This window comes from Acinetobacter sp. YH12102, assembly GCF_013419125.1.
Classification (GTDB): Bacteria; Pseudomonadota; Gammaproteobacteria; order Pseudomonadales; family Moraxellaceae; genus Acinetobacter; species Acinetobacter pseudolwoffii.
Map to the genome: position 1 here is coordinate 26,288 of NZ_VPAS01000006.1, position 25,199 is coordinate 51,486.

The following is a 25,199-nucleotide window of genomic DNA, read 5'->3' on the forward strand; positions in this document are numbered from 1 at the left end:
TTTAAGCTAGCTGGATCATTGCTGCCCTACCGGATTTGAGGGCGACTGTGCCATATAGACCCGGTTACGACCGGTATTTTTCGCCATATACAGTGCGGCATCCGCAGCATCCAAAAATCGCTGATAATCCGGATGCCCGTCATAGAGCGTACATCCAATACTGATCGTGATTTTAAACTGTTGTCCTTGCGCGGTTTTAATCATGCCATTTTCAACATATTTACGAATACTTTCGGCAATACTTAAGGCACGTTGTTTATCTGTATCGACCAGCAACAATAAGAATTCTTCCCCACCGACCCGGAAGGCATAATCACTGCCCTGACTGTATTTTTGCAGCGCTTCGGCAATAAATTTAAGTGCCAGATCACCTGCGGCATGTCCAAATTTATCATTGATACTTTTAAAGAAATCGGCATCCATCGCAAGTAAAGACAAAGGTGTATGATTTTTACGGGAAAAAGTGATTTCACGGGAAATCACCGTATTTAAATAACGGCGATTTAACAACTGGGTCAATGAATCATTGCCTGATTCAATATATTCCGCAACCTGAAATAACTGATCGACCAGCAGTTGAATTTCACGGTTTAAGTCACGGATTTGTTGAATCAGTCCCAAGACATTATTTTTATCCGTACAATCCATGATGGTCTGATTAATTGCATCAATCTGATAAATCCGCTCAATGATTAAATCGACCTGGTCCGAACCGGTAAAAGCATAAGAGGCTTTATGGATAAACCATAAACCGAACTCGGATTTGGACAACATCGGATGCTTTAAATTGTCAGGGCTCGAAAAGACCTTAAACATCAGTTCATTTTCCCAGTCCAGCAATGAGCTGCGCTGTTTGTCTTTTTGTACCGCTACATCCTGCATGGCTGAAAAAACACGGTAACTGTGTTTGATTTCCTGATTCATGGCTGTTTTGGCTTCATAAGAACGGCACATGATTTCTGTGGCAAAGCCCATGATTTGCACAATATAACTGCAGGCGGTCAACATGCTGTTTTGAGAAGATGCTTGCAACAGTTCAAAAACCTTGCGTTCAATTTCGCGAACACCACGCATGATTAACCAGGAAGGTATACCGACCCGGGCATGTACATGTCCAACCATCGCCTGCTTTTGTACGGCTTGCACATAACTCTTGTTGATCGGTACGCTAAAACTTTCTGACAGCCATTGAATCAGGGTATTACGCAAACGCTGCTGAACCATCTGGTCGGTCAGGAACTGGGCCGATTCTTTTTCTAAGAGCATATTCTTATAGAATTCTTCGACCAGAATAACCGAATGTTCCTGAACAAAATGAAATGCATGCAATAGATCATCTGCTGAATAATTCTGACAGATCTGCTTCCATTGTTCGGCCAGCATTGCCATGCATTCATTATTCATACGACCCATTCCCCAAAACACTGCAATTTGCACTAACATTATGTGACAAATATAACAAAATTCGGGTACATTAACTAAAATATCGACAAGATTATTCCAATTATACTGATCGATGATTCACAGGAAAAGTTTCGTAAACTAGCCCTTAAAATATGTAAGCCGTTTAAAAATAACGGATCAGGCCCAAACTCCATTGATCCCAGTCTTTCGCCTGTTGTTGCTGATATTCCCAAGACAATCGAACTGCATTCTGTGCAGTAAAGGCATATTGCAATTGGGTATTTAGCTTCAGATGCCAGTGATGCGAATCTTCCCAATAAGGCAGTTCCACTTGCACCAGACTGTTGATCTGATCAGTCCAGATATTTTGACAGCCCAAAGTTGGCCCTGCTCCTACGCGCCAGCCCTGATCGAGTGCCTTTCCCGCCTGAAGGTGAGTTTGCATTTGTGCATAGCACAAATGTTCGCGGCTCGCATTTGCCCAACTATAGCCCGCTTGGGTCTTAAAACCGGCGATGCCATGCTGTTGCTCTTCGCTAAACTGGCCATGACGGTCTAAGGCTTCCTGTGTCCAGCCCAGATTAAAACCCCAAGATAAGGGCGTATTAAATGGATTAATCGGGTTATAGGAATTGACGGCCAGTAAATCCAGATGTTCCAGTTTGAGTTCACTATTACGATATTGTAATGCCCCATCCAGAAACAGCAGTTGTGTGCCGGTACGCAAACCACCCTGTGGATCGATTAAATCATGATAGGCCTGACGATGCCCAAGCTGAACAAAGGATTCGCCCTGAACCTGTCCGGCCTCAAAACTGATATTTCGTGCATGATGACTTTGTACTGGATCTGTTTTCGGACGCTCAGGTGCTTGACGCTGTTTCTCGATAGCCAGCTGACTTCTTAAGCCCAATAACTTGCGAAAACGTGGCTGGGCAAAGGACTCATCTACTTTCTGTCTGAGAAAATCCAGATATAGATGATCATAGGCCATTTCCAGCACTTTGGCCTGATTCTCTGCCGGATAAGTTTGCAACATTGAAGGCATGGTATCTGTTTCTGCATAAGCCAGCTGATGAGCCTTTTTTGCCAAAGCTTTGCCATGCTGTCTGGATTGAGCCAGCAACTGTGTTTCCAGGGCAGGACGATAAACTTTCTGTTTGATCAAGCCCTGCTGTTCTACCACTTTCAAGGTTTCGATCGGAATGGCAGTCGAATTAAACTGTTTTTGTAAATTTAACTCAGGACGCACCAGATCAAATAGCCCCAGCAGGCGATAAGCACAATTATCATTGATAAAATAATAAGGGAAACTCACCTTTTGCATTTCCCAAAGATGCTGCACCAGAAACCGGGTCTCTTGCGGCGTTAAATTTAATTCATATTCCCATAAATCCCGGCTTTCAAAGTCGCCATATTCTTTGACCTTGCGATAATATGGCATCAGGGAATATTCACCCGGATATTGTCCGGTCAGCCCTTTCCAGGCAAATGACCAATTGTCATTGCTATCGACGGTTGCGGCATAGTTGACGGCATAGGAAATCAGGTTGAGCTGCTGTTGATCTTTGGGATCTAGACGCAACAAGGTATGCCCGAACATCGAACTGGGATTACCCATAAAATCTGTGGCATAAATCAGCGTGGCCTGATAGGGCTTGACCTCAGCAATCCATTGATCAAAATCCGGACAACTCACTTCAGGCAATTGCTGTTCGGAAATATCCAGCTGCTGCATTAACCAGCTGCTTCGGGCCGGAAACTTACAACGGATGGACTGATTCGGTTCTGCACTGCCAAATAAGGCCTGAATATTATGCTGTATTTCTTTTTTGAGATCAGTCTTTCCCTGCTCTGCCAGAAAATAGCCTGAATAATCGACCTCGCTGTGGCCTTTAGAATTGGCATACATCAGACGCTGCCAGGTGGTGCTCTGATCCAGACGTTTGCTTTTGGCCTGATCGAGATAATGCTGGATATCTGGATTAATTTCGTTTGCAAAACTTAAGGGACTGAAGGCCAGACCCAACATGAAGAACGCATATTTCATTCAGTTAACTTATTCTCGTCAATTTCTTTGAGTCATAAGAAAAACCCTGCCAGAGCAGCAGGGTTTTCAAAGTGCGGATCAGATATAAGATTTCAATACTTCATCTTTGGCCATCACTGTTTGTAATGAGCTTAGAACTTGAAGTGTATTCTGGTTTTGCTCAGAATAAATTTCAGCAAAATTCTGTTTGGAAACACTAAAGAAACGGCCTTTGTCTTCAGATTTAATATTCAGCAGTTCAGCCAGTACATTCAGGCTTTCACCTTCGCCAACTGCCATGTCACGTGCCAATGCTTCAGCATTTTCATTGGTAAAGGTCACCACTTGAGCAGTCACTGTCCCGCCCTGGCTACAGCCTAAAGTACCAAATGTAATCCCGAGCCATTGATTCGTGAAAAGAACGTTGGTGGTACCTGCTAAAAGTTTAGGAATAATACCAGTCTGACCGGCCCACACCTGACTTCCGATACCACAGCCGACATCTCGGTCAGCCATCGCCATACTTGAACCAGTCGCTAATACTGCCGCCAGCATAATTTTTTTCAACATACTTATTCTCCAGTTATTCTCATGCAATCTTTGTTATTACTCTCATTATGTAATTTGACTTACACACTCAGCAGAGTAGCGATAAGTCAGGTTTGGCGCAATCGAAAAAATGCATGCTTTACATAAACATAACCTGAATAATTCCATTACTCTTTCAGCGTCCAGTCGCCATGTAAATTGCGCTGCCCTAAAATCTTCAGTACCAAGACCAGACTCAGCAATAACAACAAATACCAGGACCCGAGTTTGCCCCAGCCCACCATATGCCATTGTTCAATCTGACTTGGATAGAGCCAGATCTGATAAAAGGTACTGATGTTCTCGGCAATCCAGATGATAAAGGCCAGCAGCAGCAAGATCGGTAACATTGGCAACTGAAAAGCGTGCTGATTCAACTGAAAACGAATTTTAGTTTTCCAGAACATCAGCACGCTCCAGACAAATAAAAGCATGCGATAGTCAGGAATAAAAAACTTGCTCATAAAGTTGATATAAGACAACACCGCCAGCAGCAACATATGGCGAAAGCCTGGCAACTTTTCAAATGAGACCTGATATAAACGCAAGGAACGCGCAAAAAAACTGCCGACCGCAGAATACATAAAACCGGCAAATAAAGGCACGGTCATAATTTTAAAGATTGCCGGTTGTGGATAATGCCAGGAGGCAATCGCAGGATGGGTCAGAAAGATTTCCATCACCATGGCCATGAGATGAAACAGCGCAATCACTTTGGCTTCGGCCCAGGATTCCAGTTTGGTATAAAGCAGCAGCACCTGAATGAGCAAGGCAAAAAATAACAGATAGTCATAACGGTAAAAACCGTAAAACAGATCACTGCCCATGGCAGCAGTGAGTGCAAACGCCAGCAGGAGTAGAATCCCAAATAAGGCAGCCGAAGCTGCCTTATAGGTAAATTCAAACCCTGATTTGAATAGATCGATCAAGGTTTAAATCCTAAAGATATTTAGCACTATACTCATGTACGGTATCAATAAAGGCTTTTGGATTGGCTGGATCGACCCACTGGGTAATGCCGTGGCCGAGGTTTGCTACATAACCGGTTTTTTCACCATTGGCATAAGCATCATCCAGCATGGCTTTGGTCGCCTTAATAATAGTTTCCGATGAACCATATAAAGTCGCAGGATCCAGGTTACCCTGAAGCGCAGCACGACCCGCAACGGTTTGACGTGCTACATCCAGTGGTGTGGTCCAGTCCAGACCAAAGGCATCTGCGCCTGTAGCGATCATCGGTTCTAACCACTGACCGCCACCTTTGGTAAACAGAATTACTGGAATCTTGCGGCCATCTTTTTCACGGTGCAAGCCAGCAACAATCTTCTTCATATAGTTGAGCGAGAATTCGATATATTCACGATGCGCCAGTGCGCCGCCCCAACTATCAAAAATCTGTACCGCTTGTGCACCTGCATCAATCTGCGCATTCAAATAATCAATCACGGCATCGGCTAGACGCTCCAGCAAAGCATGCAGCACTTCAGGCTGTGCATACATCATATTTTTGGTGAAGCGGAAATCCTTGCTTGAACCGCCTTCTACCATATAAGTCGCCAAGGTCCACGGACTGCCAGAGAAACCGATCAGAGGAACCTGGCCACCCAAGGCCGAACGAATGGTCGACACTGCATTCATCACATAATCCAGATCCGATTTTGCATTAAAGGCCGGCAGATTTGCGACATCCTGCTCGGTACGGACAGTTTTATGAAATTTAGGCCCTTCACCCACTTCAAAATACAATCCTAAACCTAAAGCATCAGGCACTGTCAAAATGTCAGAGAACAAAATCGCGGCGTCCAGATCATAACGGCGTAAAGGCTGTAAGGTCACTTCACAGGCCAGTTCAGTATTTTTGCAAAGAGAAAGGAAATCTCCTGCCTGAGCACGCGTTGCGCGATATTCTGGTAAATAACGGCCCGCCTGACGCATCATCCATACCGGAGTGGCATCTACAGGTTCACGCAACAAGGCGCGCAGAAAACGATCATTTTTTAAGGTCGTCATTTACTTTCCTATCTATCTTTGATATTCGCCATATCATAACAAAAAGGTTGTATTTTTAATAACTTCTGCTGACTTTAAAAACCGATCAGCTTAAGCGACCAAATGTGATGTTTTACACAAAACAACTACTGCATCTCCACATTTTTTCTGTAATACTTATAGTGTTTTTTCACATTTTTAAAGAAATAATTTTAAGGTTGATTTACATGTTCGTTCGCACAATGCTCGCTGTGAGTTTAGGTTGCATTTTCGCAGGTACTGTTTTTGCTGCGTCTACTGCTGAACAACCATTGAACCCGCAAGTTGTTACCGATGTTTCAGTCCAGGATCCAATTGATCCACTCGCGACTGAAGCTTCAGCCGCCCAAGCACCGGCTGAAGCCAAAATTACGGCGCAAGAACAACAAGACTTAAATCAGGCCTCTGAAGCACTGAATGAGCTACAAGATACCGAAGACCAATCTGCTGATATTGGTGCAGCGCCAAATACCAAGGCCCCGACGAACTCTGCTGCGACCAAAGCTTCGTGGACTTTAGACGGCTTAAACAATGCCCAGTGGTATGAAAACATTGGTGCAGGTCAATTTCCGGTCTACGCACGTGCACATGTCATGCTCAACAATGCCCACGCTTCACCGGGTGCGATTGATGGTACCAGCGGCAAGAACACACTGAAAGCAATTGCCTCTTTCCAGCAAATGAATGGCATCAAGCCAAATGGCGTACTGACGCAGGAAACCTGGGACAAACTGGTGGCACGTCAGGGTTCCAAGCCGACCTTTGTAGAGTACACCATTACTGAAAAAGATCTGGCAGGACCATTTGCCAAATCGATTCCTTCAGATTATGCGCTACAGGCGAAAATGAAAGGTTTGTACTACACCAGCGCATCTGAAATGCTCAGTGAAAAGTTCCATATGGATGAAAACTTCCTGAAGAAGTTGAATCCAGGTGCTAATTTTAACAAAGTCGGCCAAAAGATTCTGGTGACCAATGTTCGTAATGAGCTACCAGAAGGTATTCACTTGATTGTTGCACATAAAGGTGCCAAACAACTGTACTTATTTAACAGTAAAAATCAAATGATCGGCTCATTCCCTGCCAGTATCGGCAATACCAGTACGCCTTCACCAACGGGTACTTATAAAATCACCGGCGTTGCACCAAATCCTTGGTATAGCTACTCGCCAAGTAACTTTGTTCAAGGTAAAAACACCAAACCACTGTCTCTACCACCAGGTCCAAACGGCCCGGTCGGTAATGTCTGGATTGGTCTCAACAAAAAATCATTTGGTATTCACGGCACACCGAATCCGTCCATGATTTCTAAATCCTATTCACATGGTTGTATCCGTCTGACCAACTGGGATGCCAATGATCTTGGCCGTAAAGTCAAATCTGGCGTAACTGTTCGTTTCTTAGAATAATGATCCGTAAAATGCTTTGAATAAAATGGCCCGCTTTTCAGTGGGCTTTTTTATGACTTGATTTTAAGCTGATATATCGTTGCAAAAATGCAATGATATGTCGCCTATTTGAGATTTTTTTGAGCTTAAAACAACAGTATGATGATCTCAAGTTGAAAATAAGATCGAGATGAAATCATGAAGGCTTTTCTACATCCTAGCGAAAATCGTGGTCATGTAAAAATGGGCTGGCTGGAGTCTAAGCACAGCTTCTCATTTGGTAACTGGTATGATCCCAAGTATATGGGGATCAGTGCCTTACGTGTTATTAATGATGATTTAATCGATGGGCATCAGGGTTTTGGAACCCATCCCCATGACAATATGGAAATCCTGACCTGCGTACTGAAAGGCACCATTACTCATCAGGACAGCATGGGCAATCATGGCGGTATTGCTGCCGGTGAATGGCAGCTCATGAGTGCCGGAACAGGTATTCGCCATAGTGAAATGAATCAGGGTGATGAACAGGTACATTTACTGCAAATCTGGATTATTCCCAATGAACAGGATGCCAAACCGAATTATCAGCAAATTCGCCTGGATCCGCATGAGCAGCCCAACCAGTGGCATTTGATTTGTGGACCGAATGGCAATGCGCCGATGCATATTCGTCAGAATGCTGAAGTCAAAACTGCGGTAATTCAGCAAGGTCAAAGTTTGCAAGTGCAGGCCACCCAGCAGATCAATTATATTCATGTAGTTTCTGGCACTGTGCAGATTGCAGAACATAGAGTTGAGGCGGGTGGTGCAATTGCTTTTCTGGATGACTCAGCGATTCAAGCCATCGATGATGCGCAAGTGATCTGGTTTGATTTACCAGAAGTGCCTCACTAAGTTTTAAGGCTCTCACCCATCATGGCTATTAATCACTTTGATGAATAGCCATTTTTTATGAATCGAGAATAAAAGCAGACAGAAGCTTTATCAGAAGATAATTTTTTAAAAACAGCTATAAAAATCACACCAATTCACATCAGTTTTTTACTTAAAATTCTGGCATTTCAGGCGAAGATGAAGCTGATTCATTTCTATTGAATGAACGCATCGCGAATGGCTGATCTGGTCATGGTCTTATATGGGATTCAACGTCAATCCAGCTTTGTATTGATTTTAAATAAACCAAAGAGCAACGCTTATGAACCAGATTTTAGAAATTCAGAATCACCAGCAACATGCTCTGCATTTTTTACTAGCGTTTTTAAAACAACAAAACTATCAGTTCACAGCCATTACCCCGTTGTCGCATCAACGGATTTTAGATCGTAAAAGAAACGAGAAAAATCAGGAAATAACCCTGCAGGATATATTTGGCTGGAATCTGGAATTTAGCAAAACCGATCTTGATCCGGTTCTTTTTTCCTTGCTGGCAAAACAGCAACTTCTACAGGTTCAGGATGAGCAATACACCAGTCTGGTCAGAGTCGCTTCACTGGAAGGTGAACTCTTTATTCACTCTTCCTTTCCGACCACACAACAGGATGCTGTTTTTTTTGGCCCCGATACTTATCGCTTTGTCTATCATCTCAAGCAATATCTAGCCACCGAACCTCGCCCTTTCAAACGGGCTGCTGAAATATGCTGTGGCACCTCTGCTGCTGCCATCAGTATCGCCAAATACTTTCCGGATCATGAGGAAATCTTTGTAGCAGATCTAAACCCCAAAGCCTTGCTCTATAGTCAGCTCAACATTGATTTTTCGGGTTTTGCTTCAATCTCTCCAGTGCAAAGCAATTTATTTTCCAATCTTGAAGGTCAGTTTGACCTAATTTTTGCCAATCCACCTTATTTAATTGATCCTGAGCAACGGCAATATCGACACGGAGGTAATGAGCTCGATGGCAATGAATTATCTTTTAAAATTATAAAACAAGGCCTGCAAAGGCTAAATTCAGGCGGCCGTTTATTTTTATATACCGGCGCTACCATCACACGAAATGGCAATCGATTTTTACAGTATCTGCAAGACCTGATGCAGCAGCATCAAAATATTCACTGGTCTTATGAGGAAATTGATCCGGATATTTTTGGTGAAGAATTAGAGCAACCTGCTTATCAGCATGTGGAAAGAATTGCTCTGGCTCTGATTAAGATTGAAGTATGCGATTGAAGAATATCTGTTTATAAATTATCGACTTTTTAAATATCGAACCTCTTTAAGATCCGTTTATTTTAAATCATTCTGTAAAATTCATCAGCAATAAAAAAACCCCAATCTTTCGATTGGGGTTTTTAAAATTTGGCGGAAGCGGTGAGATTCGAACTCACGGAGGACTCACACCCTCGTCGGTTTTCAAGACCGGTGCATTAAACCGCTCTGCCACGCTTCCATGGGCGCAATAATACGGCGCTTTTATGTAACTGACAAGTGAAAGTTACAGTGAATCTGATTAACTGCATATAGTTTCATCAAATCCCTACAATTTGGCGGCCAATTCGGCTCCTTCACGAATGGCACGCTTGGCATCCAGCTCGGCAGCCAGTTTAGCCCCACCAATAATATGATATTGTGCCAAGGTATTTTCCCCGGCAAGTGGTATCAAATCTTTTACCGACTCCTGTCCTGCACACACCACAATACTATCCACACGCAATAATTGAGCGTGGCCATCCACCTCAATCCATAAGCCTTCATCGGTAACAGATTTATATTGCACACCACGCAACATGCGCACCGCATGTTTTTTTAATTGGGCACGATGTACCCAGCCTGAAGTCTTGCCTAGGCCTGCGCCAAGCGGTGTCTTTTTACGTTGTAATAAATAAATTTCACGAATAGGTGCTTCAATTTCTGCACCTTGCATGCCGCCTTCACTGACATAATTTGGATTCGGGTCTACACCCCATTCACGTTTCCATTCATTCACAGGTTGCGGCTGTACCTGATGCGGCGGCTTTAACAAAAACTCGGACACATCAAAACCAATACCGCCTGCACCAATGACCGCAACACGATCTCCGACTGGCGCACCGCGTAGTACTTCTGCATAAGACAAGACTTGCGGTGCCTGACTGCCTTCGATCTTAAGCGCTCGCGGCACGACACCAGTCGCGACAATGACTTCATCAAAACCTTCACGTTCCAGCTGTTCACGGTTCACTTGGGTATTTAATCGCACATCAACGCCGGTTTTTTCCAATTGGACTTTAAAATAACGAATCGTTTCGTGAAACTCTTCTTTCCCCGGAATGACTTTAGCCAGATTAAACTGTCCACCCACTTCATGACTGGCCTCAAACAGCGTCACATCATGCCCGCGACTGGCTGCGACTGTGGCAGCAGACAGCCCTGCAACGCCACCACCGACCACTGCAATACTTTTGGCTTTTTTGGTTTTGACATAGACCAGTTCGGTTTCATAGCCGGCACGTGGATTGACCAGACAGGTTGCGCGCTGGTTTTTAAAGGTATGATCCAGACAGGCCTGATTACAGGCAATACAGGTATTGATTTCATCAACACGATTGGTCGCGGTTTTATTGACCCAGAAGGCATCTGCCAAGAATGGACGTGCCATCTGCACCATGTCTGCCTGGCCGGAAGCCAGAATTTCTTCAGCAGTATCTGGCATATTGATCCGGTTCGATGCAATGACCGGCACCGCCACGTGCTTTTTCACTTCAGCGGTATAATCGACAAAAGCTGCACGCGGTACAGAAGTCACAATGGTGGGAATACGTGCTTCATGCCAGCCAATACCGGTATTGAGTAAAGTAATCCCCGCCTTTTCCAAAGCTTTAGCCACGGTAATCACATCTTGCATGGTATTGCCATCATGTACCAGATCCAGAAGCGACAAGCGGAAACAGATAATAAATTTTTCGCCAATTTCCTCACGAATCGCTTTGACAATTTCTACGGCAAAACGCATCCGGTTTTCGATCGGGCCACCCCAACGGTCAGCACGCTGATTGACATGCCGGCTTAAAAACTGATTCAGCAAATAGCCTTCAGAACCCATGATTTCTACGCCATCATAGCCGGCTTTTTTGGCAATACTGGCCGTTTTCACATAATCCTGAATGGTATTCAGAATCTGTTTATCTGACATTTCACGTGGTTTAAAGGGAGAAATCGGCGACTTGATCGGGCTGGCCGAGACCACAAAAGGCTGATAGCCATAACGTCCGGCATGCAGAATCTGCAACAGAATTTTGGCACCATGCTTATGCACTGCATGCGTCACCAAACGATGCGGCGCAATGTCCCCCAAAGTATTCATGGTACCGCCCGCCGGTAACAACCAGCCTTGACGGTTGGGCGATATTCCACCCGTAATCAGCAGACCTACGCCACCCTTTGCACGCTCACCAAAATACGCAGCCAGTTTGGGATAATTATAAAAACGATCTTCTAGGCCAGTATGCATCGACCCCATCACCACCCGGTTCTTAATGGTGGTAAAACCCAAATGCAGTGGCTTTAAAATGTTGGCATAGCGCGTCGTAGTCATAACAAATCCCTGATTATATTTGGCTGAGCAAGTCATTCCCTTACTTTAACTGATTTTCAGTGGCTTTTTATGACCCGGAGTTCAGCATTTTCAGGCACAAATATCAATCTTTAGAAGAGGATCACTTTCTATTTGGCGGATTAATCCTGCCATTGTCGCGCGCTAGATTTCCATAATGCAATCACGCCCAATACTGTACCAATCGGAAAACTCAGGAGCATCAGGATGGCCATAATTCTGGATAAAGTCCGTCCTGAACCATTGCCCTGTTTGACCTTGATACTGGCCTGTATATTAAAAAATACCAGGCCGCCTAAAAGCAGCAGCACCATACCTAAACTCAGCGTAGAAATACTGGCTTGCTGATATTCCAGATATAAAAATACCAGTGTACTAAAACCAATCAGACCGGCATAAATCCCATGCAACAGTGCCAGCGTTTCATTCTTGGTTTTAGGATTTAAATTAGGTAAGGGTGGGATATGAGTCGCCATGCATTTATTCCTGTTTTATCTGAGTTTTTAACTTTATTCGGCTGAATATAGCGAATTTTTACTTTTTTAGCAGGATTCTGCTCAAAATCGTGCAATTTATGATTATTTAAGCCTATTGAATATAGATTTTAAAACGAGTTTTTCTTTTCTAAAGCAAACCTAAATAAATTAATGATACAATTGAGACAATATGTATTTTTTCAGGCCACCAATTCTGGCGTGCCTATTTCATATCATTAGGATGAACAATGTCTGATAATGCAACTATCTTGCAGAATGTCCCAGTAGGTAAAAAAGTTGGTATTGCCTTCTCTGGTGGTCTAGATACTTCTGCTGCTCTTTTGTGGATGAAACAAAAAGGCGCTGAACCTTATGCTTACACAGCGAACTTGGGTCAACCAGACGAAGACGATTACGATGCGATTCCAAAAAAAGCTGAAGCTTATGGCGCAGTAAAAGCACGCTTAATCGACTGCCGTTTACAGCTTGCATTAGAAGGCATTGCTGCAATTCAATGTGGCGCGTTCCACATTTCAACTGGCGGTGTTCCTTACTTTAATACGACTCCTCTTGGTCGTGCTGTTACAGGTACCATGCTTGTCACTGCCATGAAAGAAGATGACGTCAATATTTGGGGTGACGGTTCTACTTACAAAGGTAACGACATTGAACGTTTTTACCGTTATGGTTTGTTGACCAACCCTGCGCTTAAAATTTACAAGCCTTGGCTAGACCAAACCTTTATCGATGAGCTTGGCGGCCGTGCAGAAATGTCGCAGTTCCTGATCGACAACGGTTTTGACTATAAAATGTCAAAAGAAAAAGCCTACTCAACAGATTCAAACATGTTGGGTGCGACCCATGAAGCCAAAGATCTTGAATACCTGAATGCGGGCATCAAAATCGTGGATCCAATCATGGGCGTTGCCTTCTGGAAAGATGACGTAGAAGTTAAAGCTGAAGAAGTATCGATTACTTTTGAAGAAGGTTTCCCTGTTGCGATCAACGGTCAACGTATCGAAGATCCAGTTGAATTCATTCTTGAAGCAAACCGTATCGGTGGCCGTCATGGTCTAGGTATGTCGGATCAAATCGAAAACCGTATTATCGAAGCAAAATCTCGCGGTATTTATGAAGCTCCGGGTATGGCGCTGCTTCATATTGCTTACGAGCGTCTTGTGACCGGTATTCATAACGAAGATACCATCGAACAATACCGCATCAACGGTTTACGTTTAGGCCGTTTGTTGTACCAAGGCCGCTGGTTCGATTCTCAAGCGCTGATGTTGCGTGAAACTTCACAGCGTTGGGTGGCTAAAGCCGTGACCGGTACTGTGACTTTAGAACTGCGTCGTGGTAATGATTACACCATCATGAACACTGAATCTCCTAATCTCACTTATGAAGCTGAGCGCTTGACCATGGAGAAAGGTGATTCTATGTTCTCTCCAATGGATCGTATTGGTCAGTTGACCATGCGTAATCTGGACATTACCGATACCCGCGCAAAACTTGGCATCTATACAGAAACTGGTTTGCTTGCAGTGGGTACAGCATCTGCAGTGCCACAACTGAAAGACAAAAACTAAGTTTTGTTTTTGTTAAAAAACCGCTCTTGATGAGCGGTTTTTTTATGGATAGTTGTTCTTGATGTTTAAAGCATCGAGCCATTGGCGGTATCTGAGTTGACGGAACGAAGTGATTGATAATAAATCTGATTGCGCCCAAGCTGCTTGGCACGATACAACGCCTGATCTGCAATTCCCAATAATATATCTTTATCAGTATATGTTTCACCACGATAGACGGTAATGCCTAAACTGATGGTAATATGTTTCGCAACCAAAGATTTTTCATGGGGAATTTCCAGACGGTCAATCGCCTTGAAAATATTTGAAGCTACGGCATAAGCACCATGTGCATCTGTTTCTGGCAATAACACAACAAACTCTTCCCCGCCATAACGCGCCACAAAGTCCATATGACGGATCGCATTCTTGATGGTTCTGGCAATGGTTGAAATAACATCATCGCCTTTCTGATGCCCATAAAAATCATTATAGTTTTTAAAAAAGTCCACATCGATAAACAGAATCGCCAAGGCAGTGTCTTCACGACGGGCCCGTTCAAAATACACTTCAAGCGTTTCATCGAAGGTTCTCCGATTGGAAATCTTGGTCAGTTCATCATACTGGCTTAAATGTAATAATTCAGTGGTATGAATACGCTGGATCTGCTCACTGATTCTGGCCCGGATACTATATAAAAAAATCACACGCTCACGCGCGAAAATCATATGACTAATTACATAACCCAGTAAGCAACTCCCAATCAGAATTCGCCCAAAAACCAGCGGATTAAAGTCTATAGCCATGATTGATAATACAATAATGGTCGTTGCTGCAGCGACCAGTCCGGTGACCAGCATCTGTACAGGCTTAATACCGGTCAGGATATAACCCAGAATATAAATAATGGTGACGATTGCCATCGACTGGTGTTGTAACGCTGGGGTTTTAACCAACATCGTGATACAGGAAATCGACACCAGCATCCAGAATACCAGCAGCATTGAAGCTTGCGGAAAAAAGCGCTTGATCTTGGGTAAACAGGAAAACATATAAAAGAGAATTAATGACATACCGCCATTCAGTAGCCCGAACATAGACAGCACAAAATCATGCACGAAATATTCTTTACTGATAATCCAGTAATCTGTGGGGATCATCACCACCAGAAAAATAAAATAAGCCAATACCCCACCCCAAACATATTTTTCGACATGTTTGCGGGCACGTTCCAGATTTTTTGTCCAGAATTCCTGTTCCAGATGTTGAGGGAAGACCGGGCCTACACGCTGACTTTGGCGTGTAATTAATTCTTCTATGTTTTCCTTGTCATCTTGTAATTTCGCTAAACTGTACTTGTATTCCATTGCAAGTATTTATGTAATTTTTTTAGTAATTTTAAAATAACATACTTTTTCAAATTAATTTATAGATATCCCTTATTTTGTAGCGCTTTCTCGTTACCATTTTTGCTATAGATGGATTATCATTTGTTTTATTTGTTCGACTGAATTTGCCTTGAATACGATTACGATTCTCCAGCCAGATGATTGGCACGTTCACCTGCGTGATGGTTTAGCACTTCAACGTACTGTTCCCGATTTAGCCAGACAGTTTTCTCGCGCAATCTGTATGCCGAATCTGGTACCACCCGTTAAAACCGTTGAAGAGGCCAATGCCTATCGTGAACGCATCATGGCGCACGTACCTGAAGGGATAAATTTCGACCCGCGTATGGTGCTGTATTTCACAGACAACACCCCGGCAAGTGAAGTTAAAAAGATCAAAGAATCTGCGCATGTCAATGCCATCAAGCTCTATCCTGCGGGTGCAACCACCAATTCTGATAGTGGTGTCAGCGACATGAGCAAAGTGTATGGCGTAATTGAGCAGCTTGAAGAGCATCAGGTGCCTTTATTGCTGCACGGTGAAGTGACACATAATCATGTCGATATTTTTGACCGTGAAAAGCGCTTCCTGGACGAAGTCCTCGCACCCTTGCTCAGACAATTTCCCAAGCTGAAACTGGTGTTAGAACACATTACTACCAGCGAAGCAGCAAACTTTGTGCTTGAGCAAGACCGTAATGTCGCTGCAACCATTACGCCGCAACATTTATTGTTCAACCGCAATGACATGCTGGTGGGTGGCATCAAGCCGCATTTCTACTGCTTGCCAATATTAAAACGTCAAACCCATCAGCAAACCTTGCTGGAAGTGGCGACTAGTGGCAATCCTAAATTTTTCCTAGGCACCGACAGCGCACCACATTCAAAAAATGCAAAAGAAAATGCGTGTGGCTGTGCAGGATGTTATAGTGCGCCGACTGCCATTGAGCTGTATGCTCAGGCATTTGATCAGGTGGGTAAAATTGAACGTCTGGAAGGTTTTGCCAGCCACTTTGGTGCAGACTTCTATGGCCTGCCACGTAATACCAGCACCATTACACTGGTTAAAGAAGATCAAGTAATCCCTGAAAGTTTAGACTATTTGGATGGTGAACAGATTATTCCGCTCTATGCGGGTAAAACCATTCAATGGAGAAAAGTGTGACAAATGAAACCCTCCCAATCATTGGTCAACGTTTTCGTGGATTCTTACCTGTAGTTGTCGATGTCGAGACGGCAGGTTTTAATGCACAGACTGATGCATTGCTGGAAATTGCGGCCATTCCGATTGTTTATAATGAGGATGGCCAGTTTGTGCCGGGTCAAGCTTACCATGCACATATCAATCCTTTTGAAGGGGCCAACCTCGATCGCAGGTCACTGGAATTCATCGGCATTGATCCGTCAAATCCGATGCGAATTGCCATGGCTGAAGATGAAAAAACCGCATTAAAGCGTATTTTCAAATCGGTCAATGACGTGCGCCGTCAGCAAAACTGTACCCATGCGGTTTTGGTGGGTCACAATGCACATTTCGATTTAGGTTTTGTTCAGGCAGCAATTGCCCGTACCGGCACCAAAAACCAGAACCCGTTCCATAGTTTTTCTGTGTTTGACACGGTGACCTTGAGTGCGGTGATGTTTGGTCAGACCGTACTGGCGAAATCCTGTATTCAGGCCGGGATCGATTTTGATGGCAAAGAAGCTCACTCTGCGTTATATGACACACAGAAGACGGCTGAACTGTTTTGCTATATTTTAAACAAACTCGCGCCTCACCTGCTTGACACTCTGGTGGCGGATCAATAAGATACCGCCATCTTCTAAACGTCCCTATCGTCTAGAGGCCTAGGACATCGCCCTTTCACGGCGGTAACCGGGGTTCGAATCCCCGTAGGGACGCCATATATTTTCCTCCCTTTTCATATTTTTATTTTTCAGCGACTTAAGCTGCTTAAATCTTACACATTTAAAGCCCAATTAATGCAAATAATTCTCATTACTATTGATTATAGCAATCAAGTTAATGATAATCGCTTTCATTATCTTTCAAAGATTTAACCTTCTCATGCGTTTTGCCTACTCTTCACTTTCACTCGCTATATTGGCAGCTTTATCAACCTCTAGTTTTGCAGAAGAATCAAATTATCAAGAATCCATCCCTAATGAAGCTACGGTTAAGTTCAACACGATTATTATTGAAGCTCAGCAAGGAAATGAAGTTGGGAAAACGATTTATAGCAAAGAAGACTTAGAAAAGACGCCGAATAGCTCAAAGAATATAACTGATTTTTTAAAGGTGAATCCGAATGTGCAGTTTAGCCAATCACAGTTAGCAGCAGGCTCACAAGGTGAACTTAAACCCTCTGAAATTTCTATCAATGGTGCTCAAACCTTCCAAAATAATTTTATTGTGAATGGCGTATCCAATAACCTATTAATTAACCCTGCTGATGGTCCAAGTAACTACAATACATTTAGCACTGGCTCTCAAGCGATGGCTGTCAATACAGACTTACTGTGTGATTTGGAAGTACTCGACAGCAATGTTTCTGCTGAATATGGTCAGTTTACCGGTGGCGTGGTCAATGCAAAGACCTGTGCACCACAAACTGAAATTAGAAAAATTCATGGTACTGTCACATATGATTACACAGAAAGTGACTGGGCTCGCTTTAATGCTGTTAGCCCATTAGAAGAAGAGCTCTTTGAAGAGCCGACTGAAGCCTATCAAAAGGAATATACCAAACAAGGTTTAAGTGCCAATATTTATGGCAAGCTTTCAGAGCAATGGGGGTTTAATAGTTATGCATCAAAACGTAAATCTATTATTCCTGTAATGAGTGGTTTTGATGACCCGAAAAAAATCGATCAAGAACGCAGTAATACCAACATTGGTTCAACCTTCTTCTATAACCCAAGCGAGACAGTGAAAGCTAAATTTGGATTTGATTATGCTTTACTTGACAGCTTGAATTACGCTGAAAGCCGTCGCAACTCAGCCAGTACGCTTGACACAGAAACGACAACAATGTTTTCAGAGTTAGAACACCACATAGGATCTGTAACATTAACGCATAAACTCAACTTCCAAAGTGCTGATAATGTCCGAAACTCAGAAAACAACTATGGTTTTATTTGGCATTATGCTGAAGGCAGTAAAGATTGGACCGACTCAAAAACCGTATCTGAAGGTACGCTTTTTGGTCAGCTAGAACAAAATCAAACTGCGCTCAACTACGACTTAAAAGCAGCCTTTGATCCATTCAAAATTGGTACGACTCAGCATAAGATTACAGCGGGTACAGGATACACTCATGCAGAAGTGGATTGGAAACGTGCCTCTGATGTATATATGTCAAATGTTTCAGCTGTCAATATGAAAAATTTAGCTAACAATACCTGTTTAGCTGATGATGCTTTATGCGATGCGACACCCACGATTCAAGGTTGGACAGGACAATATGTCGCTGCAGGTTCATTGTATAAAGCTGGACAATTCTCTGCTCAACAAGACCGCTTCAATGCTTTCCTTGAAGACAACATTCAATGGAACGATCAATTATCGACCCGAGTAGGTGTCCGTGCCGACTACGACTCTTTAAGCGGTAATTTCAATATTTCTCCACGTAGTTCCGTGTCTTATAAGCCCTTTGCGAATGACAAACTGCAATTTTTAGCAGGCTGGAATCGTTACTATGGTCAGCAAACATTAGGCACCGAACTCAACGATGGTATTGGTGAGTTGATGTATAAATTCTCACGTGAGAATCCGCAGGCGGACTGGGTCACATCTGCAACGAACTCAGCAAATGCCACACGTCGCTCTGACCTAGACACACCATTTAGTGATGAAACTGTTTTGGGTATCAACACCCAATTACATTCTTGGGATTTAGGTCTTAAGTGGGTGAATCGCAAATACCAAGATGAAATTTCACGTACCCACACCGATATCCCAAAAGATGGTTTCAACTTCTCTTATGAATATAGCAATGATGGTCATGGTGAAGCCGACATCTACACACTCACATTAAAAAATCGTGAAGCTTTGAAATTCGCTAGTACACAGCATTTCATTGCTTTTGGTTTTGACTATAGCGATGTATTCCGCAGTTATACCGATTATACCGACAAATTCATAACCGCAGATCAAGATGAACTCGTGTCCTATAACGGTAAAATTATGCATTGGTCAGAGCGTCCTGCACAAAACTTCAACCAACCATGGACTGCCCGTGTAAATTGGGATATTGCTTTCGATCACGCACCAGTAAAACTTTCAAACTTCTTTAGCTATAAAGACAGTTACGACGATATGATCACAGTGACCAGTAAAGATGACAAAGTAGAATATGAAGGTAATCTTCTTGATACTTATATTGCTTCTGAAATTAAACCTAAATTTATCTGGGATATGCGTACAACTTATGATTGGAAACTTTCAAAAGATTTACATGCAATCTTTGGTTTAACTATTAACAATGTAACTAACCGCACCAACACGTATACCACCAAATCAACAATCGCAAGCAAACCAAGAGTTATGACTGAAATCGGCCGCCAGTTTATCGCCGATGTCACTTTCAAATTCTAAGTTTTATAGAGAGCACTCCGGTGCTCTTTTTAATTTGCTTAGGCTATAATTAATGCAATTTCGTACTTTGTCTATGTGCCATGTTAAAAAAGATCTTACTGGTTTTACTGATTTTAGCTCCTTCACTGCTTTATCTTTATATCGTGAACCGTGAAGAGAAAGTAGAAACACCTGTCGAGCAGACTGCTCCTGCGCATAACTCGACAGAATACCAAACACCCGATCATTAAAATCTGGCTGTTTTAAACTCCTGCCAGCCGCGGGAGTTTCATTTTCCGCCTAAATGACGAGCAAATAAGCCCAATCATTCGACTTATTTAAGCCCTCAATAAAATTAATGCATTACTCCTGTTTAATGTTTGAACTTTTAGCGCTTTTTTATATAAAAGCCTTTTGACAAAAACCAATTGAGTCCTTAATATACGCATCACCTCGCAACGTCCCTATCGTCTAGAGGCCTAGGACATCGCCCTTTCACGGCGGTAACCGGGGTTCGAATCCCCGTAGGGACGCCATCTATTGATCGCATACGATCAAGCCTTATTCAAAATCATTATTAATACATTGCAGATTTGTAGTTTTTCACTACAATAACTCGCTTCATTCTTCTGATTTTTTTCAACTCCTATGCACTCATCTCCGAATGATGCTACGCATCAGGGCAATTCTGCGCCTTTAAAACGCGCTATGAGTACTCGACATCTGGTCATGATTTCGCTTGGTGGCGCAATCGGAACAGGCCTATTTTTAGGGTCGGGTGAAGTCATTGCACAAACGGGGCCTGTAGGTGCCATTATTGCTTATCTCCTGGGCGGCATTATCGCTTACATGGTTATGCTCTGTCTGGGCGAACTTGCTGTTCATATGCCAGAATCTGGTTCATTTGGTGCTTATGCCAAACGTTATATTGGACCGGGTACAGGCTATACCATCACTTGGTTATACTGGCTGACCTGGTCTGTCACTCTGGGAACCGAATTTACTGCAGCCGCCTTGCTGATGCAGGAATGGTTCCCGGATATTTCCATGTGGTTATGGACCATTATTTTTGGTGTCTTTGTATTTAGCTTAAATATGATTTCGACCAAATGGTTTGCCGAATCCGAATTCTGGTTGGCACTGGTGAAAGTAGTCACTGTTGTTGCCTTTATTGTTTTGGGCTTACTGGCCATCTTTGGTGTTTTGGGCTATCAGGGCTACGAAGCTGCGCCTCTATTTACCAACCTGACGGCCCAGGGCTGGTTCCCTGAAGGTCTATTCCCGATTTTTGCGACCATGCTGATCGTGAACTTTGCCTTTTCGGGTACAGAGCTGATTGGTGTTGCGGCGGGTGAAACTGAAGATCCTGCGAAAAATGTCCCTAAAGCCATTAATACTGCAATTTTCCGCTTATTAATTTTCTTTGTGGGGACGATTATCGTGGTGACGGCCTTACTCCCACATCAGGAAGCTGGCTTGGCCGCTGAAGGTGTCAGTAGCAGTCCATTCGTAACGGTATTCCAGCACATCGGTATTCCTTATGCTGAAGACATCATCCGCTTTGTGATTATCACTGCGTTACTTTCTGCTGCCAACTCGGGCTTATTTGCCGCTTCTCGTATGATGTGGTCATTGTCCTACAGCAAACAGTTACCTGCCGTATTCTCAAGACTCAATGCTCGCGGTGTACCGTATATTGCAGTCATGGTGACCATGCTCGGTGCATTGCCAGGCCTGCTGTCTGAACAGTTTGCGCCAGAAACCATCTTTACCAACCTACTGGGCATTGCGGCGTTTACCATGGTGGTGGTCTGGATGAGTATTTGTTTAAGTCAGTTCAACTTCCGCCGGCAGTGGTATAAACAGGGTCGCACGGTCAAAGAACTGGGCTTTGCAGCACCATTGTTTCCGATTGTGCCGATTTTAGGCTTCGTGTTCTGTTTTATTACCTGTGTCAGTATGGTCTTTGATCCATCAATGCGCATCAGCTTCTTTGGCTGTCTGCTGTTTATTGCAGCCTGCTATGCCAGTTATTATACGTTCTACCATAACAAGTCTTAAGCATCAGCTTTAAAAGAGCGACTTCGGTCGCTCTTTTTTGTCTATACTAATTGTATATTGGGCAGCTTCAATGGTGCGTCGATGAAAATTGTATTTATTCACGGCATGAACAAGCAACAGTATACGGCGCCTTCATTACGCCAACATTGGCTGCATCTTCTCAAAAGAGGCCTCAGAAATAACCCGCAACAGCAAGCCCGTTTTAGCTATTTAAAACGGCATATCCGTATCCCTTTTTATGGTGATTTACTCTCTCGACATCATTTGCATAATCTACTCAATGCCAGCACCTTAATGCCGCAGCAATGGCCGCATTTCCCTTTTCTACATCCGGCACAGCGGCAAGCCGTACCACCAACCAATCAGTGCAAATATCAAGTTTGTGATGTGCCCCAGTTAAATCCAGATAAGACACTCAACTTTGATCAAAAGCTGAATTTTATTACAGCATTAAGCAAAGATATTGCCTTGCGGGATTTTGCGGTACTCATTAATTATTTCCCCAGTTTACACGCCAGTTTTTTGCATAAGTTCCTGCTGGAAACCTATCTTTATTTGGCCAATCCGACTTTTATGCAGGAAGTTCATCGGCGCATTCATCATCAACTGCATAGCAGCAAACCACAGATTCTGGTGGCACATTCGCTGGGCAGCGTGATCGCCTATAATTATTTGCTTCAACATCCAGAACTGAATATCCAGCGTTTTATTACCCTCGGATCACCACTGGCATTTCGTGTCATTCAGGCGCATCTTCCGCAACCAATGATAAGACCTGCTGCAATTTCAGGCGATTGGATAAATTTCTATTCACATGATGATTTTCTCACCGCATTTCCACTCTCAGCAGCTTCATTTAATTTTCAGCCTGCCATTATCAATCAGGAAATTCGTACCTTTGTACAACGTCCACATGATATTGCGGGCTATTTACAGCATCCCCAAGTGTTAGCTGCCATGCTGGAATTGCTTAAAAATTCAGCTTAATTTAAATCATTTTCCATTATTTCAACAATATTGTTTTAAATTTACGCACTCAATCCAGAAAATAAAAATTTTTATAGAAATGCGTTTGACACCCCCCTATTTTCACCCTATTATACGCCCACCTCTGAAACGTCCCTATCGTCTAGAGGCCTAGGACATCGCCCTTTCACGGCGGTAACCGGGGTTCGAATCCCCGTAGGGACGCCAATTTTCAGAAGTACATTTTATTAAGTCCCTATCGTCTAGAGGCCTAGGACATCGCCCTTTCACGGCGGTAACCGGGGTTCGAATCCCCGTAGGGACGCCATTACTTCAAGTTAAAAGTAAAGGTTTTAAAATTTATCTTCTGTACTGTCCCTATCGTCTAGAGGCCTAGGACATCGCCCTTTCACGGCGGTAACCGGGGTTCGAATCCCCGTAGGGACGCCATATTCGAGATGGCAACATCTCAACAAAAAAGCCCGGGCATTGCGACTTGGGCTTTTTTGCATTCTGAATATTTAAATATAATTTTTTACCACTCATTAAAATATGCTCTTCGTTACATAGGCTGCCATGTAATTCATATTTTACAATTTGCATTCTTTTAACATTTCTATTCATATAAATATCCGTTCATTTTCATTTAAAGCAATACACCAATAAATTAGAACAAAAATTCAACATCTAGACGTCAAGTCGCACGTTAAGGTAACTGAAGAGATATCTGCAAGGATCAGATTATGTTCGTCAGCACAGAGTTAAGTTTGCCTTTATCGCCAAATAATAATCATAATTATCAATTTAAAAGCTTTAAGGATTGGGTCGACTTTTTTCAAGATACTGAAATCTCGACGAATACCAAAACCGAACAAGCTGAATCTTATTTGAGTGATCTGATTAAAAAACTGAATATAGAAACACTTGAATGGCTGGATCAACCGGCACAAGTTGAACAGCATCTTTTAGAACAACATCATCAAATTTGTGCCAAGTTTCAGGCTTATCTGGGACGGCGTAAACAACATCAGGCCCGGGAGTATTTCCCAACGGTTTCACATGCTTTCGAATTTCTGTCCAAGGTTGCACCGGTTAAACTGGTCGATGGTTCTTGGTTATATTCCACCGTACATAACTGCAATCAACCCAAGCTGAAAGATTTGATCTATATCTATCTGGAAGAACTGGGTCTGGGACATCCACGTGCCAATCATGTCACCATGTATCAGCACCTGTTAAGTCACTATGAGCTGAACAGTTATGCCGAACAACTGGATGCCAGTTATTATGAGCAGGCCGCGGTACAGTTAGCACTGGCTTATGCGCCGGCCAAATACTTGCCTCTGGTGATTGGTTTTAATCTCGGCTATGAACAGTTGCCGCTGCATCTACTCATTACCAATTACGAATTGGCTGAACTCGGGATTGATCCCCATTATTTCAATGTGCATATTACGATTGATAATGCCCACAATGGCCATGCACAAAAATCCCTGCAAGCCTTTATCCAGCATTATGAGAATGCGGAAGATCCGGAGACTTATCTTGATTTGATCAAGCAAGGCTATCTGCTCAATGACATCGGTAAAAGTTCTTCCCAGATTGTGAAAGAGCTGGATATTGAGCGCATGGCCTTAAAAGTATTCCAGAACAAGGCACTGATTGGCCAATATATTCATAATCAGAAATGTCAGTTTAGTGGCAAGACTATCAATGACTGGTTATCAGATCCGGTACAAATTTTCAAGTTCCTGAACGTGCTGATTGAGAAAGGCTGGATTATTAAAGATGCTCCTGTTGAACAGAGCCGTTTCTGGAAAATGATTGATCATCCTGAAGGTAAAATGTTTGGTGTGTTTAATGCGACTGAAAAACAGATCATTAAAGACTGGATTCAGGGGGCAACTTTAGCGACTCGGCTGTCTTCACGCAGCGCAGCGCCGTCTCAGGCGAAAGTTGAACCTGCTTTAAGCCGTATGGATCAACAACGTTTAAATCAGTTAAAAAATCGCTTTATGCGCTGTGAAGGTGCGGAACAGAAAATTGACTTGCTGATTCCCTATACTTCACCGCATATGCATCATACTGAAGTGGGTTTATGGGCCACTCGTCAACTGGGACAGTTATTATTTCCTTTCCAGACCCAGGCGATGCATTATTCTTAACTATGTGATGAATAAAAAACCGGGCATTCT

The 25,199-nt window shown here is 43.2% G+C and carries 19 protein-coding genes and 6 tRNA genes; 16 read left to right on the forward strand and 9 right to left on the reverse strand.

From position 1 onward, the window contains the following. Nucleotides 1-15: 15 nt before the first annotated feature. The 5 genes from FTU42_RS07415 to hemE form a co-directional block, all read right to left on the reverse strand. Entirely contained in the window at nucleotides 16-1,404 is a 1,389-nt protein-coding gene (locus FTU42_RS07415; RefSeq protein ID WP_034609070.1) for a diguanylate cyclase, read from the reverse strand. Between the two features lie 163 nt (nucleotides 1,405-1,567). After that, on the reverse strand, nucleotides 1,568-3,454 hold the full coding sequence (locus tag FTU42_RS07420; protein ID WP_159138020.1) for a DUF4105 domain-containing protein: 1,887 nt from the start codon (nucleotides 3,452-3,454) through the stop codon (nucleotides 1,568-1,570). A 78-nt stretch (nucleotides 3,455-3,532) separates the two neighbouring features. Next, a complete protein-coding gene (locus FTU42_RS07425) occupies nucleotides 3,533-4,003 on the reverse strand; it encodes a DUF3015 family protein (RefSeq protein ID WP_159138021.1) in 471 nt (156 codons plus the stop codon). Between the two features lie 146 nt (nucleotides 4,004-4,149). Then, complete coding sequence (locus FTU42_RS07430; protein ID WP_159138022.1) at nucleotides 4,150-4,950, reverse strand: DUF817 family protein; 801 nt, start codon at nucleotides 4,948-4,950, stop codon at nucleotides 4,150-4,152. Between the two features lie 10 nt (nucleotides 4,951-4,960). Beyond that, nucleotides 4,961-6,031 (reverse strand): uroporphyrinogen decarboxylase, encoded by a 1,071-nt coding sequence (gene hemE, locus FTU42_RS07435; RefSeq protein ID WP_074383035.1) that lies wholly within the window; start codon nucleotides 6,029-6,031, stop codon nucleotides 4,961-4,963. Nucleotides 6,032-6,237: 206 nt separating this feature from the next. Between hemE and FTU42_RS07440 the strand changes: the two genes are divergently transcribed. From FTU42_RS07440 to FTU42_RS07450, 3 genes are all read left to right on the forward strand, one after another. Then, nucleotides 6,238-7,458, forward strand: a complete 1,221-nt coding sequence (locus FTU42_RS07440; RefSeq protein WP_005171817.1) for a L,D-transpeptidase family protein — start codon at nucleotides 6,238-6,240, stop codon at nucleotides 7,456-7,458. Nucleotides 7,459-7,635: 177 nt separating this feature from the next. Next, nucleotides 7,636-8,334, forward strand: coding sequence for a pirin-like bicupin family protein (locus tag FTU42_RS07445; protein WP_159138023.1), 699 nt, complete (start codon nucleotides 7,636-7,638; stop codon nucleotides 8,332-8,334). A gap of 301 nt (nucleotides 8,335-8,635) precedes the next feature. Continuing rightward, nucleotides 8,636-9,607, forward strand: coding sequence for a class I SAM-dependent methyltransferase (locus FTU42_RS07450; RefSeq protein ID WP_005096395.1), 972 nt, complete (start codon nucleotides 8,636-8,638; stop codon nucleotides 9,605-9,607). Nucleotides 9,608-9,737: 130 nt separating this feature from the next. Here the strand turns inward: FTU42_RS07450 and FTU42_RS07455 are convergent. The 3 genes from FTU42_RS07455 to FTU42_RS07465 form a co-directional block, all read right to left on the reverse strand. After that, nucleotides 9,738-9,827: transfer RNA gene (locus tag FTU42_RS07455), tRNA-Ser, on the reverse strand. A gap of 87 nt (nucleotides 9,828-9,914) precedes the next feature. After that, nucleotides 9,915-11,951 carry an NADPH-dependent 2,4-dienoyl-CoA reductase gene (locus FTU42_RS07460; protein WP_180075206.1) on the reverse strand — a complete coding sequence of 679 codons (2,037 nt, stop codon included), beginning with the start codon at nucleotides 11,949-11,951 and terminating at the stop codon, nucleotides 9,915-9,917. Between the two features lie 140 nt (nucleotides 11,952-12,091). After that, nucleotides 12,092-12,445: a hypothetical protein gene (locus FTU42_RS07465; RefSeq protein ID WP_100534377.1), complete on the reverse strand. Its 354-nt coding sequence runs from the start codon at nucleotides 12,443-12,445 to the stop codon at nucleotides 12,092-12,094. Between the two features lie 248 nt (nucleotides 12,446-12,693). Here FTU42_RS07465 and argG point away from each other — a divergent pair, with 248 nt between their 5' ends. Next, entirely contained in the window at nucleotides 12,694-14,034 is a 1,341-nt protein-coding gene (gene argG, locus FTU42_RS07470; protein ID WP_100328771.1) for an argininosuccinate synthase, read from the forward strand. Between the two features lie 65 nt (nucleotides 14,035-14,099). On the opposite strand, the gene FTU42_RS07475 is transcribed toward argG, so the two are convergent. Beyond that, nucleotides 14,100-15,380, reverse strand: a complete 1,281-nt coding sequence (locus FTU42_RS07475; RefSeq protein ID WP_100328772.1) for a diguanylate cyclase — start codon at nucleotides 15,378-15,380, stop codon at nucleotides 14,100-14,102. 151 nt (nucleotides 15,381-15,531) lie between these two features. Between FTU42_RS07475 and pyrC the strand changes: the two genes are divergently transcribed. The 12 genes from pyrC to FTU42_RS07535 all read left to right on the forward strand — a co-directional run bounded on the left by pyrC (nucleotide 15,532) and on the right by FTU42_RS07535 (nucleotide 25,169). Continuing rightward, nucleotides 15,532-16,566, forward strand: a complete 1,035-nt coding sequence (gene pyrC / locus FTU42_RS07480; protein ID WP_034608601.1) for a dihydroorotase — start codon at nucleotides 15,532-15,534, stop codon at nucleotides 16,564-16,566. Next, complete coding sequence (rnt, locus tag FTU42_RS07485) at nucleotides 16,551-17,210, forward strand: ribonuclease T (RefSeq protein WP_034608604.1); 660 nt, start codon at nucleotides 16,551-16,553, stop codon at nucleotides 17,208-17,210. The genes pyrC and rnt overlap by 16 nt, the downstream gene beginning before the upstream one ends. Before the next feature lie 20 nt (nucleotides 17,211-17,230). Beyond that, a tRNA-Glu gene (locus FTU42_RS07490) sits at nucleotides 17,231-17,306 on the forward strand. Between the two features lie 163 nt (nucleotides 17,307-17,469). After that, nucleotides 17,470-19,998, forward strand: a complete 2,529-nt coding sequence (locus tag FTU42_RS07495) for a TonB-dependent siderophore receptor (protein WP_159138025.1) — start codon at nucleotides 17,470-17,472, stop codon at nucleotides 19,996-19,998. Nucleotides 19,999-20,078: 80 nt separating this feature from the next. Next, the gene (locus FTU42_RS07500) at nucleotides 20,079-20,228 is read left to right on the forward strand and encodes a hypothetical protein (protein WP_167381251.1); all 150 of its coding nucleotides are present in this window, start codon (nucleotides 20,079-20,081) and stop codon (nucleotides 20,226-20,228) included. Between the two features lie 209 nt (nucleotides 20,229-20,437). Beyond that, nucleotides 20,438-20,513, forward strand: a tRNA-Glu gene (locus tag FTU42_RS07505). Between the two features lie 112 nt (nucleotides 20,514-20,625). Next, entirely contained in the window at nucleotides 20,626-22,038 is a 1,413-nt protein-coding gene (locus FTU42_RS07510; RefSeq protein WP_005096383.1) for an amino acid permease, read from the forward strand. 81 nt (nucleotides 22,039-22,119) lie between these two features. After that, nucleotides 22,120-23,025 (forward strand): alpha/beta hydrolase, encoded by a 906-nt coding sequence (locus FTU42_RS07515; RefSeq protein WP_005096382.1) that lies wholly within the window; start codon nucleotides 22,120-22,122, stop codon nucleotides 23,023-23,025. Between the two features lie 131 nt (nucleotides 23,026-23,156). Continuing rightward, nucleotides 23,157-23,232 (forward strand) — tRNA-Glu (locus FTU42_RS07520). A 24-nt stretch (nucleotides 23,233-23,256) separates the two neighbouring features. After that, nucleotides 23,257-23,332, forward strand: a tRNA-Glu gene (locus FTU42_RS07525). A gap of 46 nt (nucleotides 23,333-23,378) precedes the next feature. Next, nucleotides 23,379-23,454: transfer RNA gene (locus FTU42_RS07530), tRNA-Glu, on the forward strand. Between the two features lie 293 nt (nucleotides 23,455-23,747). Further along, nucleotides 23,748-25,169: an iron-containing redox enzyme family protein gene (locus FTU42_RS07535; protein WP_180083219.1), complete on the forward strand. Its 1,422-nt coding sequence runs from the start codon at nucleotides 23,748-23,750 to the stop codon at nucleotides 25,167-25,169. The last annotated feature ends 30 nt before the right edge of the window (nucleotides 25,170-25,199 follow it).

Excerpts from the sequence above, each read along its gene's own strand:
- FTU42_RS07415 (WP_034609070.1), bottom strand. The coding sequence starts at position 1,404 with ATGAATAATGAATGCATGGCAATGCTGGCCGAACAATGGAAGCAGATC.
- FTU42_RS07420 (WP_159138020.1), bottom strand. The coding sequence starts at position 3,454 with ATGAAATATGCGTTCTTCATGTTGGGTCTGGCCTTCAGTCCCTTAAGT.
- FTU42_RS07425 (WP_159138021.1), bottom strand. The coding sequence starts at position 4,003 with ATGTTGAAAAAAATTATGCTGGCGGCAGTATTAGCGACTGGTTCAAGT.
- hemE (WP_074383035.1), bottom strand. The coding sequence starts at position 6,031 with ATGACGACCTTAAAAAATGATCGTTTTCTGCGCGCCTTGTTGCGTGAA.
- FTU42_RS07440 (WP_005171817.1), top strand. The coding sequence starts at position 6,238 with ATGTTCGTTCGCACAATGCTCGCTGTGAGTTTAGGTTGCATTTTCGCA.
- FTU42_RS07445 (WP_159138023.1), top strand. The coding sequence starts at position 7,636 with ATGAAGGCTTTTCTACATCCTAGCGAAAATCGTGGTCATGTAAAAATG.
- FTU42_RS07450 (WP_005096395.1), top strand. The coding sequence starts at position 8,636 with ATGAACCAGATTTTAGAAATTCAGAATCACCAGCAACATGCTCTGCAT.
- FTU42_RS07460 (WP_180075206.1), bottom strand. The coding sequence starts at position 11,951 with ATGACTACGACGCGCTATGCCAACATTTTAAAGCCACTGCATTTGGGT.
- FTU42_RS07465 (WP_100534377.1), bottom strand. The coding sequence starts at position 12,445 with ATGGCGACTCATATCCCACCCTTACCTAATTTAAATCCTAAAACCAAG.
- argG (WP_100328771.1), top strand. The coding sequence starts at position 12,694 with ATGTCTGATAATGCAACTATCTTGCAGAATGTCCCAGTAGGTAAAAAA.
- FTU42_RS07475 (WP_100328772.1), bottom strand. The coding sequence starts at position 15,380 with ATGGAATACAAGTACAGTTTAGCGAAATTACAAGATGACAAGGAAAAC.
- rnt (WP_034608604.1), top strand. The coding sequence starts at position 16,551 with ATGGAGAAAAGTGTGACAAATGAAACCCTCCCAATCATTGGTCAACGT.
- FTU42_RS07495 (WP_159138025.1), top strand. The coding sequence starts at position 17,470 with ATGCGTTTTGCCTACTCTTCACTTTCACTCGCTATATTGGCAGCTTTA.
- FTU42_RS07500 (WP_167381251.1), top strand. The coding sequence starts at position 20,079 with ATGTTAAAAAAGATCTTACTGGTTTTACTGATTTTAGCTCCTTCACTG.
- FTU42_RS07510 (WP_005096383.1), top strand. The coding sequence starts at position 20,626 with ATGCACTCATCTCCGAATGATGCTACGCATCAGGGCAATTCTGCGCCT.
- FTU42_RS07515 (WP_005096382.1), top strand. The coding sequence starts at position 22,120 with ATGAAAATTGTATTTATTCACGGCATGAACAAGCAACAGTATACGGCG.
- FTU42_RS07535 (WP_180083219.1), top strand. The coding sequence starts at position 23,748 with ATGTTCGTCAGCACAGAGTTAAGTTTGCCTTTATCGCCAAATAATAAT.